The sequence below is a fragment of the Micromonospora sp. NPDC048935 genome (assembly GCF_043197875.1).
Classification (GTDB): Bacteria; Actinomycetota; Actinomycetes; order Mycobacteriales; family Micromonosporaceae; genus Micromonospora.
Genome location: NZ_JBICTZ010000002.1, coordinates 300,623 through 316,602 on the forward strand (window position 1 = coordinate 300,623; position 15,980 = coordinate 316,602).

The following is a 15,980-nucleotide window of genomic DNA, read 5'->3' on the forward strand; positions in this document are numbered from 1 at the left end:
GTCGGTCACGTTGGTGCCTCCCAGTCCGTCCCCGGATCCCGCGCCGCGCCGCCCGGCCATGGGCCGTTTGGTCGCGGCTGACGGGATACCGCTTCCAGGATTGCACGGATGCACGCGGTGGGGTCAGCGGTTGACCCGGTGATCGCTTCAGCCGGAGGCCCGACTGCGGCCCGCGGCGGTCGCCTCTACGCTCACAGTGCCAACCCGCCCCCGCACCACGCACCGCCCCCGGAGGTGCCCCATCGCCACGGTCGCCGGTACCGGCAGTTCGACGGCCCAGGCTCAGCAGTTCGCCGAGTCTTACGTCACCGAGGATCTCGTCCTGCGCACCGCTCGCAGCCTGGCCCTGGAGGTGGGCCTCGACGCCGTCACGCCCGGTGCGGGCGCGGCGTTGCGGCTGCTGGCCGCCGCCGGCAACGCCCGCGCGGTGGTGGAGATCGGCACCGGCACCGGAGTGAGCGGGGTCTGGTTGCTGCGCGGAATGCGCGCCGACGGTGTGCTCACCACCATCGACGTGGAGGTGGAGCATCAGCGGATCGCGCGGCGGATCTTCGCCGAGGCGGGCTTCGCCGCCGGCCGCACCCGGATCATCACCGGTCGTGCGCTCGACGTGCTGCCCCGGCTGGCCGACGGCGCGTACGACCTGGTCTTCGTGGACGCGGAGGCGACCGGCTTCCACGCCTGTGTGGAGGCCGCGCTGCGGCTGTTGCGCCCGGGCGGCGTGCTCGCGCTCAACGGTGTGCTGGCCGGCGGCCGGATCGGTGACCCGGCCGCCCGGGACGCGGAGACGGTGACGGTCCGCGAGACGATCAAAGCGGTCCGCGAGTCGGAGCACTGGATCCCCGCGCTGCTCCCGGTCGGACACGGGGTGCTCGCCGCGGTGAAGTGCTGACCCAGACCCCACACCGCCGATCTTGCACTTTCGGTCGCCGATACGCCGGGAATGCCCCTTGTATCCGGACAGCAAGTGCAAGATCGCGCGGGGGACCTTGACGCGCGGGGGACCTAGACGCTGGCCAGCCAGCGCAGCAGCCACCGCACGCCCCAGCCGGTGGCGCCGCGGCTGACCTCGGCGTCGTCGCCGTCCGCCCAGGACGGGGCCGACATGTCCAGGTGCAGCCAGCGGTCCCGTAGTTCGCCGGTGAACTCGCGCAGGTAGAGGGCTGCCAGCACCGAGCCGGCGCCCTGTGCCGGCGCGCTGTAGAGATCGGCGATGTCGCTGCCCAGGTATTCGGCGTAGTCGTTGTGCAACGGCATCCGCCACGCGGACTCGCCGGCGGCCTCGGTCGCGGCCAGCACGTCGGCGGCCAGTTGGTCGTTCTCGCTGTACAGGGCGGCGGTGCGCTTGCCCAGGGCGACGGCGTTGGCACCGGTGAGGGTGGCCAGGTCGAGCAGCAGGTCCGGTTTGAGCTGCTGCACCGCGTACGCCAGGGCGTCGGCGAGGACCAGACGGCCCTCGGCGTCGGAGTTCGTCGTCTCGCTTGTCGTGCCGCCGTAGTGCCGGATCACGTCGCCGGGGCGGAACGCCGCGCCGCTGACCATGTTCTCGGCGAGCGGGGCCAGCGTGGTGATCCGGACCGGCAGCCGCAGCGCGGCGGCGCCGAGGGTGGCGGCGACGACCGCGGCCGCGCCGGCCATGTCCTTGCGCATCAGTTTCATCGCCGGCACCGGCTTGATCGAGATGCCGCCGGTGTCGAAGGTGATGCCCTTGCCGACAAGCACCACGTGCGTGCGCGCGTCGGCGGGGTGCCAGTCCAGCTCGACGAGTCGGGGGCCGCTGGCCGAGCCACCGCCCACGGCGAGGATCCCGCCGAAGCCCTCGGCGGCCAGTTCGGCCGGGCCCCGGACCCGCAGTCGCAGGTCCGGCAGGTCGGCGGCGGCGGAGGTCACCTGGTCGGCGAACCACTGCGGGGTCTTCACCGACGAGGGGGTGTTGGTCAGGTCACGGGCGAGATGGGTCATCGCCGCGGTGGTCCGGGCGGTGGCGACGGTGGCCTCGAACGTGACCGGGTCGGCGAGCAGCAGGTCGACGCCGCGAAGCGCCGGTGGGTCGACCGCCTCGGTCAGCCGGTATCGGTACGGGGCGAGCAGCAGCCCCTCGGTCAGCCCGCGCACCGCGGCCGGAGTGACCTCGGCCGGCAGCGCGATGGTGATATGCGTCTCATCCACGGCGGAGCGGGCCAGGGCCGCGCCTGCCGTCCGCCAGGCCGCCTCGCCACCGTCGCCGACGCCGAGCAGCAGGAGCCGACCCGGGGTGCGCCCGGGGCGAAGCTGGGTGTGGATCTCGCCGGCTCGGCCGGTCAGCCGGGCCGCCGGCACCAGCGCGGCGGCCTCCCCGGCCGTGTCGTCCGGGGGCGTCGTGACTGTCGACACGGGCTCGGCCGAGGCGCCACCGTCCGCCGCCGGGTCGGCGGGACGGACAGGCAGGACGAGGACGTCGAGCCGGTCGGGCTCGGCGATCAGACGGATGGCGAGCACGCGGAACCGTACCTCCAGGGAAGTGTCGCGGAGCGGAACCGAACCCGCCTGCCCGCGCCGATGAAGACCCTGAGCCACCGGCGATACCGGTGACTCAGGGCCCGAAGAACGCTCCGGGCGGCGGAAGCCGCCCGGACCACTCCTTACTCAGCCGGCCGCCGCCTTCAACGCGTCACCGAGCGCGTTGGCCTCGTCGGGAGTCATCTCGACGACGAGCCGGCCACCGCCCTCCAGCGGGACCCGCATGACGATGCCCCGCCCCTCCTTGGTGACTTCCAGCGGACCGTCGCCCGTCCGCGGCTTCATCGCCGCCATGTTGTCTCCCCTCAGACCTACACCAGGGTCGGTGGGTTGCCCCACAGCCACTTCGTCACGACCACCCGCAACGGTCGCGGGGGTGTCGACAGACGATTTTCCCTGATGAACACCGCCGGACCCAAACCGGAGCAGCATTGATGTAACAGCATCTAGCTTATCTTGAGAAGGCCTGTCACAATGTGCGGTCATGCAGGCACGGTCGGCACTCTTCGACCTGTACGGCGACCACCTCCGACCGAGGGGTGGCCGCGCACCGGTTGCTGCCCTGGTCAAGCTACTGGCGCCGCTGGGAATCGCACCGCCAGCCGTTCGCACCGCCGTGTCCCGGATGGTGCGTCAGGGCTGGCTCGAACCGCTGCGGTTGACCTCTGGACCGGGCTATTCGATCACACCGAAAGCCGCCCGGCGACTCGACGAGGCAGCCTCGCGGATCTACCGGACCGGCCGGGTCACCTGGGACGGTCGATTCGATCTGCTGGTGTTGGAGGCCCCCGGCTCCCGACGGGACCGGCAGCGGCTCGCCGCGAACCTGAGTTTCCTCGGCTACGGCACGCTCGACGAGCAGACCTGGGTCGCGACCCGCCCCGCCGACGACGTCGACCTGATCCTCGCCGAGGCCGGCATCCGGTTCGAGCGGTTCACCGCCTCGCACTTCTCGGGCACCCCCGGCGCGATGGGCGTCGTCCGGCGCGCATGGAACCTGACCGAGATCGGCCGCGCATACGAGCAGTTCGTCGCGGACCAACGCCCCCTCCTCTCCGCCGTCACGGTGCGCAGCAGCGACGAGGAGGCGTACGCGACCCGGTTCCGGCTCGTGCACGCGTGGCGTACGTTCCTCTTCCGGGACCCGCAGCTGCCCCCGGCGCTGCTGCCCGAACGCTGGCCCGGCACCGCCGCGGCCAGTTTCTTCGACCGGCACGCGGCCCGCCTGCGTCCGGCCGCGGACCGGTACGTCGAACAGTGCCTCGATTCCGGCAACCGCCTCGTCCGACAGAAGGGTCGTTAGACACGTGACCGAGCCGCTGCTGGTCGACCGGACCGACGCCGTCGTCACCCTCACGCTGAACCGGCCGGACGCGATGAACGCGCTCGACGTGGCGCTGAAGGAGGCGCTGCGGGACACCCTGGCGGAGCTGGAGACCGACCGGTCGTGCCGGGCGGTCGTGCTGGCCGGGGCCGGCAGCTCGTTCAGCGCCGGTCAGGATCTGCGCGAGCACGTATCGACCCTGGAGAACTCCGCGGGTGATCCCCTGGGCACCGTGCGGGCGCACTACAACCCGATCGCCGCTCGGCTCGCCAACCTGCCCAAACCGGTGATCGCCGCGGTTCGTGGCATGGCCGCCGGCGCGGGCGCGTCGTTGGCGTTCCTCGCCGACATCCGCATCGGTGGCCCGACCACCAGCTTCCTGATGGCCTTCGCCAAGGTGGGCCTCGCCGCCGACACCGGCGCCTCCTGGACCCTCCCCCGACTGGTCGGCCACGCCAAGGCGGTGGAGCTGCTGCTGCTGGCGGAGCCCGTCCGCGCCGAGGAGGCCTGCCGGCTGGGCCTGCTCAACCGCCTGGTGGATGACGACGAGTTGGTGTTGCCGACCGCCCAGGAGCTGGCCGCTCGCCTCGCCGCCGGCCCGACCATCGCCTACGGGGCGATCAAGCGGCAGCTCTCCATCGCCGACGCCGGCACCCTCGCCGACGCCCTCGCGGCCGAGGCGCAGGCCCAGTCGATCTGCGGTGCCACCGCCGATCACCGGGCGGCCACGCTCGCCTTCGTCGCCAAGCAGAAACCGGTCTTCGAGGGACGCTGAACGCAATTCGCACGCCGCCCTTACCGTCCTCGAACATCGGCCGCCTAGCGTCGGCGTCCATGAGCGATCGTGAAGCGGTGGCGCACCTGCTGCGCCGGGCCACCTTCGGGCCGACCGCAGACGAGGTGGACGCCGCCGAGCGGGCCGGTCCGGCGGCCACCCTGGACAGCCTGCTCACCCCGACCCGGACCGATCGTGGCGCGGCGGCCACTCCGCCGCCGGTGCTGGCCGCCGACCCGTACGCCGGGCTGAGCGGCGAATCCACCCGCGAGCAGCGGCAGCAGGCCAACGCGGAGCGTCGCAAGCAGCTCCAGCAGGTCACCGGCTGGTGGCTGGACCGGATGGTGGCCGCCGAGGACGGGCTGACCGAGAAGCTGCTCTTCTTCTGGCACGGGCACTGGGCGACCAGCGCGCAGAAGGTCAAGTCGGCGCGGGTGATGCAGGGCCAACTGGACACGCTGCGCCGGCACGGTCGCGGTCCGCTGGCCCCGCTGGTGTCCGCGATGGTGCGGGACCCCGCCCTGATCATCTGGCTGGACGGGCAGAAGAACACCCGCAAGGCGCCGAACGAGAACCTGGCCCGCGAGCTGATGGAGTTGTTCACCCTCGGCATCGGCAACTACTCCGAGGCGGACGTGAAGGCCGGCGCGCGTGCCCTGACGGGCTGGGTGGTCGACAGGCGTACCGGGGTGGCCCGCTTCGAGGCCAAACGGCACGACCCCGGCGCGAAGACCATCCTCGGGCAGAGCGGCCGGTTCGACGCCGAGGCGTACGCCGGGCTGCTGGCCGCCCAACCGGCGGCGGCGACCTTCGTGGCCGGGCGGCTCTGGTTCCGCTACGCCGGCACCGACGTCCCGGCACCGCAGGGCCTGGCCGGCGCGGACACCATCGCGACGCTGCGGGCGATCTTCTCGTCGCCGGCCTTCGCACAGACCCGGGGCACGCTCGTCAAGCAGCCGGTGGAGTGGTTGGTCGGCGCGCTGCGGCAGTTGGGCATCCGACCCTCCGCCCTGCCCGAGCAGCAACACAAGCAGCTCCTGGCCAGCCTGAACGCGCTGGACCAGGTGCCGTTGCGACCACCGAGCGTGGGCGGCTGGCCGGCCGGGGCCGCCTGGCTGACCACCTCGTCGTTGCAGGCCCGACTGCGGACCGCCGGGACGCTCGCCGCCGCGGTGGCGCCGGCGGTGCTGGCCCGGCTGACCGCCGCGCCCACCGCCGGCCGACCGGACGCGCTGGCCCGGCTACTGGTGGTCGACGGTTGGGGGGCACGTACCCGGGCCGCCCTCACCCCGCTGGCCGGCGAGCCCCGCAAGCTGTTGGCCGCCGGCCTGGTCAGCCCCGAATACACAGTCAGCTGAGCGGAGGAGTCGACATGGACACCCAGACCCGACGCAGGTTCCTGCTGACCAGCGGGGTGGTCGGCGCGGGCGCGCTGGCCGCCGGCGCCGGCGCGTACCGCCTGCGGGACCTGCTGGACACCAGCGGGGACCGTGATCCGCAGGCCCGCACGCTGGTGCTGGTGACCCTCTACGGCGGCAACGACGGGCTCAACACGGTCATCCCGTACGCCGATCCGGCCTACCGGGCGGCCCGCCCCGAGCTGGCGTACCCGGATGGGGAGGTGCTGCGGTTGGACGACGGTTTCGGCCTCAACCCGGCGCTGGCCGGCCTGCACCGCCGCTGGTCCGGCGGTGGGTTGGCGATCGTGCGCGGGGTCGGCTACCCGAAGCCGGACCGCAGCCACTTCCGGTCGATGGACATCTGGCACACCGCCCAGCCGGACCGGCCGGGCAACACCGGTTGGCTGGGTCGTTGGCTGGACTCCGCCGGTGGCGACCCCCGACTGGCGGTCTCCTTCGAGCCGGCGCTGCCGCCACTGTTGGCCGGGGAGCGAAGCGCGGGCGCGGCCGTGCCGGTGGCCGACCGGAAGGCCGCCAAGGGGCTGCCCGCCGAGACGCTGACCGCGCTCTCCGCCGCCGAGGCGGGTGAGTCGGCGGCCCGGGGCCGGGCCGCCGCCTGCTTCGCCGACCTGCGGTCGGTGGACGAGATGATCCGCCAGGTACGCGACTCCGCCGACCCGGACGCGGCGGACCCGGACGGCGAGCAGGCGCCCGCCACGGCGACCGGTGGGGCACGCACCCCACTCGACGCGCAGCTCGACCTGGTCGCGCAGTGCGTCGAGGCGGAAGTGTCCACCCGGGCCTTCTCGGTGTCGCTCGGCGGCTTCGACACCCACGCCGACGAGAAGCAGCTACAGGCCGTCCTGCTGGGTCAGGTGGACCGGGCGTTGACCGGGTTCGCCGACCGGATGAGCCGCACCGAGGCGGGTCGGAAGGTGGTGGTGGCGGTCTACTCCGAGTTCGGCCGTCGCGTCCGGGCCAACGCCTCGGACGGCACCGACCACGGCACCGCCTCGGACGTGCTGCTTCTCGGCGCGGGTGTCCGGGGTGGCTGGCACGGCGCGCCGCCGAGCCTCACCGATCTCGACGACGGCGACCTGAAATTCACCACCGACTTCCGGGATGTCTACGCCACGCTGCTGGAACGGGTGCTGGACACCGACCCGGGCCCGATCCTCGCCGACTGGCGGGGACGGGTGGACAAACTCTTCTAGTCGTCCTCTTCCGGGTCCTGGTTGGCCTGCTCGCCCAGCACGAACGCCTGCATGGCCAGTTCGTCGCCGGACGGCGAGACGAAGGTGGGCAGCTCACGCGGGCCCAGCTCCTGCACGTACGACCAGAACAGCCGGACCGCCTCGGCCCGCGTGGCGGCCTCGATCGGCAGGTCGAGGCTGACCAGCCAGGTGCGTCGGGCCGGGGGTGGGCCGAGCTGGTCGGCCAGCGCCCGGAAGGCCGCCGGGTCCAGCGCGGTGACCGGCCCGTCGAGCGTCAGCAGGTCGGCCGGCACCGGCTCGTCGAAGGCCCGCCGGGTGTACGCCACGACGACCGACTCCGGCTCGACCGGCGACTGTGGGTCGTCCGGGTCGTCCCGGTGGCGCTGACCCGGCGTGCTGACCCGGCCGAGCGCGACCAGCCGTGGCGGCGCGTCGACGAGCACCGCCACCCGGTCTCCCGGCCCCGGCCGGGCGGTGTCGGCCAGACCGGTCAACTCCAACGTGTCGTGGTGCACGAGCCGCTCGGCGTCGTACCGCTCGGCGGGCAGCAGCACCGCCCAGGTGCCCACGCCGTCGGCACGGCCGGATCCACCGGCCCGGTGCGCGGTCTCGGTCGTCATGCCTGCCATCTCATCATGTCGCCGGTCAGCGGGTGACGTGACAGCCGACGATGTGATCGTCGACCATGCCGGTGGCCTGCATCAGCGCGTACGCGGTGGTCGGGCCGACGAACCGGAAGCCGCGCTTCTTGAGCGCCTTGGCCATCGCCGTCGACTCCGCGGTGATCGGAGCCAGCTCGGCGAACGAGGTGAGGCGGGCGGGTCGGGGCGCCGGGGCGAAGGACCAGAGCAGCGCGGACAGCCCTTCCGGCAGCTCCAGGGCGGCGCGGGCGTTGGCGATCGCCGCCTCGATCTTGGCCCGGTTACGGACGATGCCGGCGTCGGCGAGCAGCCGGGTCACGTCGGCGTCGGAGTAGCCGGCGACCGTCGGGATGTGGAACTCGTCGAAGGCCAGCCGGAACGCCGGGCGCTTGCGCAGGATCGTCAGCCAGGACAACCCGGACTGGAACGCCTCAAGCGTCATCCGCTCATACAGCGCGTCGTCGCCGTGCAGCGGCCGCCCCCACTCGGTGTCGTGGTAGACGGCGTAGTCGGGGGTGCTCGACCCCCAGGCGCAACGGGGCAGCCCGTCGGCACCGATCACCAGGTCAGTCACGTCGTACACGCTAGGGCACAGCTCCGACATCCCGCCGCCACCGCCGGGCCGGCAGGGCGCCGGGCGCGCTCAGGGCAGCCGGCCCTGCTCGACCAGACGGGCGAACCTCTTCAGCGCCTGGGTGAGGCCGAGCTTGGAGCCGGGCCAGAGCACCGGCCACGCCAGTCGACCGGCCCGGCCGCCCGGCAGGTGGAACCACTCGTGCCAGACGACCTGGGTGCGGTCCCGGTCCAACTGCGTGCAGCGCAGCACACCCGGGCCGCGCAGCAACTGGCCGTAGTGCACCACGCCGATCTCGTACGGCTCGTCGACGCGGACCACCCGCATCTCGTCGCGCAGCACGGCCCGGCCGAGCGCGGTCACGGCCTCGATCCGGCTGCCCTCACGCCCGTCGCCCTCGACCACGCGGACGCGGGTGAACGGGATCCAGTCGGACTGGCGCTCCCAGGCGAGCAGGGCGGCGAAGACCCGCTCGGCGGGAGCGTCGACGATCACGGTGGCGGTTACCTCACCGGCGCCGGGGTGGGCGGCCTCACGAAGATCGTCCGCCCCGCCCGGCCCGGTCACGCCGACTCCGACCGTACCGTCGCGCCGTGGTGCCCGGTGCCGGCGGCGGGCGTGCCGTCGGTCTGCTCACGATCGGCCGGCTCGTCGCTCGGGGGAACGACGGCCACGCCGTCGGAATCCGCCGGTGACGAGGTGGCGGTGGGCAGCGGGCCGGTGCCGGTCGCGCCGACCGGGGCAGCCCCGGAGCCCGCCTCGTCGGTCGGCGAGACCGCCGCGACGTCGGGCCCCGCACCAACGTCGGACCCCGCACCATCGGACCCCGCACCGTCGGACTCCGCGCCGTCGGGCTTGGCCGCGTCCGCGGACGCCGCCTTGGTGGCGGACTGTTCGCGGGCGTCACGCAGCACGTCCGCGTCGTCGGTGCGGCCCTCACGCAACGCGGCGACCTCCGCCTCCAGCACGCCGATCAGCTCCGACTTGTAGCCGATGTCGTAGGCGGCACGGCGCATCGCCTGATCGACCTGGGACATCCGGTACCCGCGCAGAGCGGTGTCGAACCGGACCGCCCCCACGTCGGACTCACGCAGTGGTCGGGTGCCGGGCAACGCCACGGCCTGCGAATCCGGCTCGGCGGGCGCCAGACCGGGATCACCGCCGTTGACCAGCACCGTCACGCCGAAAATCACCGCCGCGACCGTCAACGCCACGACCAGGAGGAGCAGAAGCTGACCCATGTACTGATCGTGGCACGACAGCCGTCCGGTAGCGACCCCGCCACCCGTCCCGATCACGATCCGTACCGACGCCGCCCACGGTCGCGGCCCGGCGACCGACTAGCGTCGGGGTCGGCCGACGCGGCGGCGGCGGCGGCGGACTCTCGGGAGGCGGGCATGGCCGGGGCGCTTCGGCTGGGCGGGCGCACGTTCGCCCCCGACGAGCTGGTGGTGATGGCGATCATCAACCGCACACCGGACTCGTTCTTCGACCGGGGGGCCACGTTCGCCGCCGACAGCGCTCTGCGCGCGGTGGAGCGGGCCGTGGACGAGGGCGCGGCGATCATCGACATCGGCGGGGTGAAGGCGGGCCCCGGCGTGGAGGTGGACGTCGTCGAGGAGATCCGCCGCACGGTGGACACCATCGCCGCAGTCCGGGCCGCGTTCCCCGAGGTGGTGATCTCGATCGACACCTGGCGCGCCGAGGTGGCGACGGAGGCCGTGGCGGCCGGCGCCGACCTGCTCAACGACACCTGGTCGGGTGCCGACCCGGCCCTGGCCCGGGTGGCCGCGCGGACCGGCGCGGGCCTGGTCTGCGCACACGCCGGTGGCCTGGTCCCCCGGACCAGGCCGCACCGCGCCGCCTTCACCGACGTGGTCGCCGACGTCGTCGCGACGGTGACCGGGCTCGCCGAGCGCGCGGTTGCGGCCGGGGTACGCCCCGACGGCATCCTCATCGACCCGGCGCACGACTTCGGCAAGAACACCCGGCACTCCCTGGAGATCACGCGCCGACTGGGCGAGCTGACCGGCACCGGCTGGCCGGTGCTGGTGGCGCTCTCCAACAAGGACTTCATCGGTGAGACGCTGGACCTGCCGGTGCCCGAACGGCTGGAGGGGACGCTCGCCGCGACGGCGGTCTCGGCCTGGCTGGGCGCCCGGGTGTTCCGGGCCCACCAGGTCGGCCCGACCCGCAGGGTGCTGGACATGGTGGCCTCGATCCGGGGCGACCGCCCGCCGGCGGCGACCCGCCGCGGCCTGGCCTGACCGTCGTCGCCGCAACCGACCGCCAACGGCCGGGCCGACGGCACGACCGCCGGAGATCGGGACGCTCAGGTCCAGCGGAGGATGTTCCTGCGCCAGGCGTAGAGGATGCCGAGCGCGAGCACCGCCACGAACACGGCCATCTCCACCACCGTCACCAGGCCGAAGCCCGGCCGGTCGAAGACCACCGCCCACGGGAAGAGGAACACCGCCTCGACCGCGAACAGCACGTACAGATACGCGTACACGTAGTAGCGGATCTGCATCTGTGCCCAGTCCGCGCCGACCGGGTCGAGCCCGCACTCGTAGCTGGCCCGCTTGCCCGGCGGGTCGGCCGGACGCGCGGGGCGTAACACCCGGTTGGCCGAGAACGCCGTAACAAAGAACAGGACGCTGGCGAGCAGCAGGAGCCCGAGCGTCGCGTACGAGCCCAGGTAACCGGTCACAGTCGGGAGCCTACCGCCCACCCGGAGGGGCCGTCCCAAACACGTTACGGATTTGTTTCCGCACGGTACTAGTGCACCGGGGCAACTGTTACGGATATTGGACCCCCACCCATGTCACCGGAGGACAGATGGCGCGCGGTACACGGGCGGAGGGGCCGCGCCCCGCGTCCCTGCTGGCGGTCTCGCTCACGCTCGGTCTGCTCGCGGCACTCGCCGTCGGGCCGGCCTGGGCCAGCGCGGCGACGGCGGTCGCGGACCGGGTCGTGCTGGCGACCGACCCGGTCAGCGAACCAGGGGGTGACCCCGGGGCCAGCCCGACGCAGGACCCGCCCCCGACCGGGGAACCGAGCGGGGAACCGGTGCCGACCAACCCGGCGCCGGAGACCACCGTGCCGCCACCGGAGACGCCGCCGCCGGCACCGGAGACCACCGCGCCGGAGGTGCCGCCGGCACCGAGCAACGCCGCGCCCGTGCCGGGCGGACCACCCACACCGGCACCCCCGGTGCCGCCGCCTCCACCGGTCCCGCCGGTCCGCCCCCCGGCCCCAGGTCCGGAGGCACCGCCGCCGAACCCACTCGGCGTCCAGGTCACCACCCAGGACGTCACCCTCACCGAGGCGTACTGGAACGCGGCCAGCTCGGCCGCCACCCTCCAGGTGACTGTCAACAACACCGGCACGACCGCGCAACGTATCCGTCTCTCGTACACGCTGCCGGCCGGGCTGACCGACGCCGGGACGAAGGGCTGCACCACCACCGGCGGCGGCGCGTACTCCTGTGGGGCCTGGACGACCGGAGCCGGCGTCCGGTTCAGCGCCCTGCTCCGCCTGCGCGTCGACGGCACCGCGTGGCAGAAGATGCCGCTCGCCGGCTCCGTCCGGGTCGTCGCGGACGCGCCCGGCGTGCCCGGGGAAGCGGTCGACGACCAGGGCTTCGCGGTGCTCTTCCCGCCCGGTCCGCCGGTGCCCGGGATCACGCTGGCCGCCGACGAGGTCGCCTTCGACATCAGCGGCACCGCCAGCGCCCTCGCGCTCCGGCTGGGCAACACCGGCACGGTGGACGCCGCCGGCCGGTTCGAGGTCGTCCTGCCGGCCGGGGTGACCGTCCCGACCCCGCCGCCCGGCTGCGTGGCGGTCGACGAGACCCGGACCCGGTGCGAGGCGGGCCCGGTGCCGGCGGGCAAGACAGTCGAGTTGCGGCTGCCGGTGGAGGCGACGCCGCAGGCCCAGCGGGAAGCGCCGTCCTCCGGTGCCGTGATCGGTCGACTCGACCCGCGCAGCGGTCCGACCCGGCAGGTGCAGATGAGCTTCCGGATCACCGCGGCGGCCGCGCTGGCCACCCCTGTGGTCTCACCGCCCGCACCGACCGGCTCCCAGGGCGTACTCCCCGGGGGTGCCGCCGCCGGCGACGACGGCGGGATGACCTCGGTGCAGCGCACCGCGGTCCTCCTGATCGTGGTGTCCGCGCTGCTGGTGGTGCTGGCTCTCACGCTGGCCGCCACGTCGCTGCGCCGCCGGTTCTCCGGCTCCAGGCCCGAGCCCGCGCCCCACACCGCCGACTGATCGACGGGCGACCCCGACCGCGCGTGCTCGGGGTCGCCGACGCGGCCGGGTGGTGATCTGAATTACGGCGGGCGGTGCGTAAGCCCGCAAACCAGGGCATTACCCGGCCCAGGTCGGTCCCAGTCGGCGGACCTCCGGCAGTGGTTAGGGCCCCCTTAGACGTAGGCTCTCGGGTGAGGGTACGACAGCGACCGGACTCGCCTGAGGCGGTGCGGTGAAACGTCGCGTCAAGGAGGTTCCGTGGCCGGGCAAGGCGAGGTCGCCATCATGTTCAGCCGCTCGCGCGACCGCGCGCAGCGAGGCGTGAGCGCGAGGAGTGAGCCGGTTTGGCCAGCCCCGCAGTCGCGAACGAAGGTGGCACAGTGACCAAGCAGATCCGTCAGCTCGACCGGGTCGTCATCCGGTTCGCCGGTGACTCCGGCGACGGCATGCAGTTGACCGGCGACCGGTTCACCTCGGAGACGGCGCAGCTCGGCAACGACATCTCCACGCTGCCCAACTTCCCCGCCGAGATCCGGGCTCCCGCCGGCACCCTGCCCGGTGTGTCGAGCTTCCAGGTGCACTTCGCCGACTACGACATCCTCACCCCGGGCGACTCGCCCAACGTGCTGGTGGCGATGAACCCCGCGGCCCTCAAGGCCAACCTGGCCGACCTGCCGCGCGGCGCGGACATCATCGTCAACACCGACGAGTTCACCAAGCGCAACCTCGCCAAGGTCGGCTACCAGACCAGCCCGTTGGACGACGACTCGCTTGCCGGCTACGTCGTGCACCCGGTGGCGCTGACCTCGATGACGGTCGGCGCGCTCGCCGACCACCAGGTGTCCAAGAAGGACGCCGAGCGGTCGAAGAACATGTTCGCCCTCGGCCTGCTCTCCTGGATGTATTCGCGACCGTACGAGTCGACGCTGCGCTTCCTGGAGCGCAAGTTCGCGTCCCGCCCGGAGCTCGTCGCGGCGAACGTCGCCGCCTTCCGCGCCGGCTGGAACTTCGGCGAGACGACCGAGGACTTCGCGGTCCGCTACGAGGTCAAGCCGGCGAAGATGAAGCCGGGCACCTACCGCAACATCACCGGCAACGCGGCGCTCTCGCTGGGGCTGGTCGCCGCCGGGGTCCGCTCCGGGCTGCCGGTCTTCCTGGGGGCGTACCCGATCACTCCGGCGTCGGACATCCTGCACGAGCTGAGCAAGCACAAGCGCTTCGGCGTGCTCACCGTGCAGGCCGAGGACGAGATCGCCGCGGTCGGCGCGGCGTTGGGCGCGTCGTACGGCGGGTCGCTCGGCGTGACCACCACCAGCGGCCCGGGTGTGGCGCTCAAGAGCGAGACGATCTCGCTGGCGGTGGCGCTGGAGCTGCCGCTGGTGATCGTGGACGTGCAGCGCGCCGGCCCGTCGACAGGCATGCCGACCAAGACCGAGCAGGCCGACCTCAACATGGCGCTCTACGGTCGGCACGGTGAGGCACCGGTCGCGGTGATCGCGCCCCGGTCACCATCGGACTGCTTCTTCGCGGCGCTGGAGGCGGCCCGGATCGCGCTCACCTACCGCACCCCGGTGATCCTGCTGTCCGACAACTACGTGGCCAACGGCTCGGAGCCGTGGCTGCTGCCCGACGTGGAGTCGCTTCCCGACCTGCGGGTCGACTTCGCCACCGAGCCCAACGGTGACGACGGCACCACCTTCCTGCCCTACCTGCGCGATCCGGAGACCCTGGCCCGTCCGTGGGCGATCCCCGGCACCGCCGGGCTGGAGCACCGCATCGGTGGCCTGGAAAAGGCCGACAAGACCGGTGACATCTCCTACGACCCGGCCAACCACGACTTCATGGTGCGCACCCGGGCCGCCCGGATCGAGGCGATCGGAGTGCCGGACATCGAGGTGGAGGACCCGGACGGCGACGCCCGGGTGCTGGTCCTCGGCTGGGGCTCGACGTACGGGCCGATCGGCGCGGCCTGCCGTGGCGTGCGCCAGCGCGGCCTGTCCATCGCCCAGGCGCACCTGCGACACCTCGCACCGATGCCGGCCAACCTCGGTGCGGTGCTGCGCTCGTACGACAAGGTGGTCATCCCGGAGATGAACCTGGGCCAGCTCGCCCACGTCATCCGGGCCCGCTACCTGGTCGACGCGATCAGCTACAACCAGGTCCGTGGCCTGCCGTTCACGGCCGCCGAGCTGGAGACGACGCTGGAAGAGGTCCTGAAGAATGTCTGAGCCCGTCGCCCTCAAGCTCACCGCGAAGGACTTCAAGTCCGACCAGGAGGTGCGCTGGTGCCCCGGCTGCGGTGACTACGCCATCCTGGCGGCCATCCAGCAGTTCATGCCGGAGCTGAACATCCCCCGGGAGCGCACCGTCTTCGTCTCCGGGATCGGCTGCTCGTCCCGCTTCCCGTACTACATGAACACGTACGGGATGCACTCGATCCACGGCCGCGCCCCGGCGATCGCCACCGGCCTGTCGGTGTCCCGACCGGACCTGTCGGTCTGGGTGGTCACCGGTGACGGCGACGCGCTCTCCATCGGCGGCAACCATCTGATCCACGCGTTGCGGCGCAACGTCAACCTCAAGATCCTGCTGTTCAACAACCGGATCTATGGTCTGACCAAGGGTCAGTACTCGCCGACCTCCGAGGTCGGCAAGGTCACCAAGTCGACCCCCGCCGGCTCGGCGGACGCCCCGTTCAACCCGCTCTCGCTCGCCCTCGGCGCGGAGGCCAGCTTCGTCGGCCGGACCATCGACTCGGACCGCAAGCACCTGCAGTCGGTGCTGCGGGCCGCCGCCGAGCACGAGGGTTCGGCGTTCGTGGAGATCTACCAGAACTGCAACATCTTCAACGACGGGGCGTTCGAGCAGCTCAAGGACCCGTCCACCCGGGACGACTACCTGATCCGTCTGGAGCACGGCCAGCCGATCACTTTCGGCGCTGCTCGCGAGCCGAACGGCCAGCTCGGCGGCACCGACGGGCGGTTCTGCGTGGTGCACCCGCCGGGTGGCTTCGGCCTGGAGGTCCGGGAGACCAGCTCGGTCCGCCCGGAGGAGATCGTCGTACACGACGCGACGGTGACCGACCCGGCATACGCCTTCGCGCTGTCCCGGTTGCCCGGCCTGGACCTGCGCAACACGCCGATCGGCGTGTTCCGCTCGGTGGACCGACCGTCCTACGACAGCGTGGTGCAGGGTCAGCTCGCGGCCGCCAAGGCGAAGGTCACCGAGACTCCCGAGCAGCAGCTCGCCGGCCTGCTGGCCAGCGGCGACACCTGGACCATCCTCTGACCCGTCCGAGC

16 protein-coding genes are annotated in these 15,980 nt (G+C 72.7%); 9 read left to right on the top strand and 7 right to left on the bottom strand.

The features are described from left to right. Positions 1-322 precede the first annotated feature (322 nt). The gene (locus ACGFIW_RS07725; protein WP_393312754.1) at positions 323-892 is read left to right on the top strand and encodes an O-methyltransferase; all 570 of its coding nucleotides are present in this window, start codon (positions 323-325) and stop codon (positions 890-892) included. Positions 893-1,005: 113 nt separating this feature from the next. Here the strand turns inward: ACGFIW_RS07725 and ACGFIW_RS07730 are convergent, their stop codons facing one another. Next, complete coding sequence (locus ACGFIW_RS07730) at positions 1,006-2,478, bottom strand: leucyl aminopeptidase family protein (RefSeq protein WP_393311749.1); 1,473 nt, start codon at positions 2,476-2,478, stop codon at positions 1,006-1,008. A gap of 147 nt (positions 2,479-2,625) precedes the next feature. Next, the gene (locus ACGFIW_RS07735) at positions 2,626-2,793 is read right to left on the bottom strand and encodes a DUF3117 domain-containing protein (RefSeq protein ID WP_007455245.1); all 168 of its coding nucleotides are present in this window, start codon (positions 2,791-2,793) and stop codon (positions 2,626-2,628) included. A 190-nt stretch (positions 2,794-2,983) separates the two neighbouring features. Between ACGFIW_RS07735 and ACGFIW_RS07740 the strand changes: the two genes are divergently transcribed. Genes ACGFIW_RS07740 through ACGFIW_RS07755 form a run of 4 tightly spaced genes read left to right on the top strand, consistent with a single transcriptional unit; the run spans position 2,984 to position 7,212 of the window. Next, positions 2,984-3,802 (top strand): PaaX family transcriptional regulator C-terminal domain-containing protein, encoded by an 819-nt coding sequence (locus ACGFIW_RS07740; RefSeq protein WP_393311751.1) that lies wholly within the window; start codon positions 2,984-2,986, stop codon positions 3,800-3,802. 4 nt (positions 3,803-3,806) lie between these two features. Beyond that, a complete protein-coding gene (locus ACGFIW_RS07745; protein ID WP_393311753.1) occupies positions 3,807-4,598 on the top strand; it encodes an enoyl-CoA hydratase-related protein in 792 nt (263 codons plus the stop codon). Between the two features lie 59 nt (positions 4,599-4,657). After that, entirely contained in the window at positions 4,658-5,956 is a 1,299-nt protein-coding gene (locus ACGFIW_RS07750; protein ID WP_393311755.1) for a DUF1800 family protein, read from the top strand. Positions 5,957-5,970: 14 nt separating this feature from the next. Continuing rightward, positions 5,971-7,212, top strand: coding sequence for a DUF1501 domain-containing protein (locus tag ACGFIW_RS07755; protein WP_393311757.1), 1,242 nt, complete (start codon positions 5,971-5,973; stop codon positions 7,210-7,212). Here the strand turns inward: ACGFIW_RS07755 and ACGFIW_RS07760 are convergent. The 4 genes from ACGFIW_RS07760 to ACGFIW_RS07775 all read right to left on the bottom strand — a co-directional run bounded on the left by ACGFIW_RS07760 (position 7,209) and on the right by ACGFIW_RS07775 (position 9,668). Next, on the bottom strand, positions 7,209-7,832 hold the full coding sequence (locus ACGFIW_RS07760) for a hypothetical protein (RefSeq protein ID WP_393311759.1): 624 nt from the start codon (positions 7,830-7,832) through the stop codon (positions 7,209-7,211). The two genes, ACGFIW_RS07755 and ACGFIW_RS07760, sit on opposite strands and share 4 nt — an antisense overlap. 25 nt (positions 7,833-7,857) lie before the next feature. Further along, complete coding sequence (locus tag ACGFIW_RS07765) at positions 7,858-8,427, bottom strand: DNA-3-methyladenine glycosylase I (protein WP_393311761.1); 570 nt, start codon at positions 8,425-8,427, stop codon at positions 7,858-7,860. A 69-nt stretch (positions 8,428-8,496) separates the two neighbouring features. Beyond that, positions 8,497-8,994: an SRPBCC family protein gene (locus ACGFIW_RS07770; RefSeq protein WP_393311763.1), complete on the bottom strand. Its 498-nt coding sequence runs from the start codon at positions 8,992-8,994 to the stop codon at positions 8,497-8,499. Beyond that, on the bottom strand, positions 8,991-9,668 hold the full coding sequence (locus ACGFIW_RS07775; RefSeq protein ID WP_393311765.1) for a DivIVA domain-containing protein: 678 nt from the start codon (positions 9,666-9,668) through the stop codon (positions 8,991-8,993). Before ACGFIW_RS07775 ends, ACGFIW_RS07770 begins: the two co-directional genes overlap by 4 nt. A gap of 156 nt (positions 9,669-9,824) precedes the next feature. On the opposite strand from ACGFIW_RS07775, the gene folP reads away from it, so the two are divergent. Beyond that, complete coding sequence (gene folP / locus ACGFIW_RS07780) at positions 9,825-10,694, top strand: dihydropteroate synthase (protein WP_393311767.1); 870 nt, start codon at positions 9,825-9,827, stop codon at positions 10,692-10,694. 65 nt (positions 10,695-10,759) lie between these two features. On the opposite strand, the gene ndhC is transcribed toward folP, so the two are convergent. Then, on the bottom strand, positions 10,760-11,137 hold the full coding sequence (gene ndhC, locus ACGFIW_RS07785) for an NADH-quinone oxidoreductase subunit A (RefSeq protein WP_088986508.1): 378 nt from the start codon (positions 11,135-11,137) through the stop codon (positions 10,760-10,762). A gap of 128 nt (positions 11,138-11,265) precedes the next feature. Between ndhC and ACGFIW_RS07790 the strand changes: the two genes are divergently transcribed. From ACGFIW_RS07790 to ACGFIW_RS07800, 3 genes are all read left to right on the top strand, one after another. Beyond that, positions 11,266-12,699, top strand: a complete 1,434-nt coding sequence (locus tag ACGFIW_RS07790) for a hypothetical protein (RefSeq protein WP_393311769.1) — start codon at positions 11,266-11,268, stop codon at positions 12,697-12,699. A 362-nt stretch (positions 12,700-13,061) separates the two neighbouring features. Beyond that, positions 13,062-14,909 carry a 2-oxoacid:acceptor oxidoreductase subunit alpha gene (locus ACGFIW_RS07795; protein WP_393311771.1) on the top strand — a complete coding sequence of 616 codons (1,848 nt, stop codon included), beginning with the start codon at positions 13,062-13,064 and terminating at the stop codon, positions 14,907-14,909. Next, positions 14,902-15,969, top strand: coding sequence for a 2-oxoacid:ferredoxin oxidoreductase subunit beta (locus ACGFIW_RS07800; protein WP_393311773.1), 1,068 nt, complete (start codon positions 14,902-14,904; stop codon positions 15,967-15,969). Before ACGFIW_RS07795 ends, ACGFIW_RS07800 begins: the two co-directional genes overlap by 8 nt. The last annotated feature ends 11 nt before the right edge of the window (positions 15,970-15,980 follow it).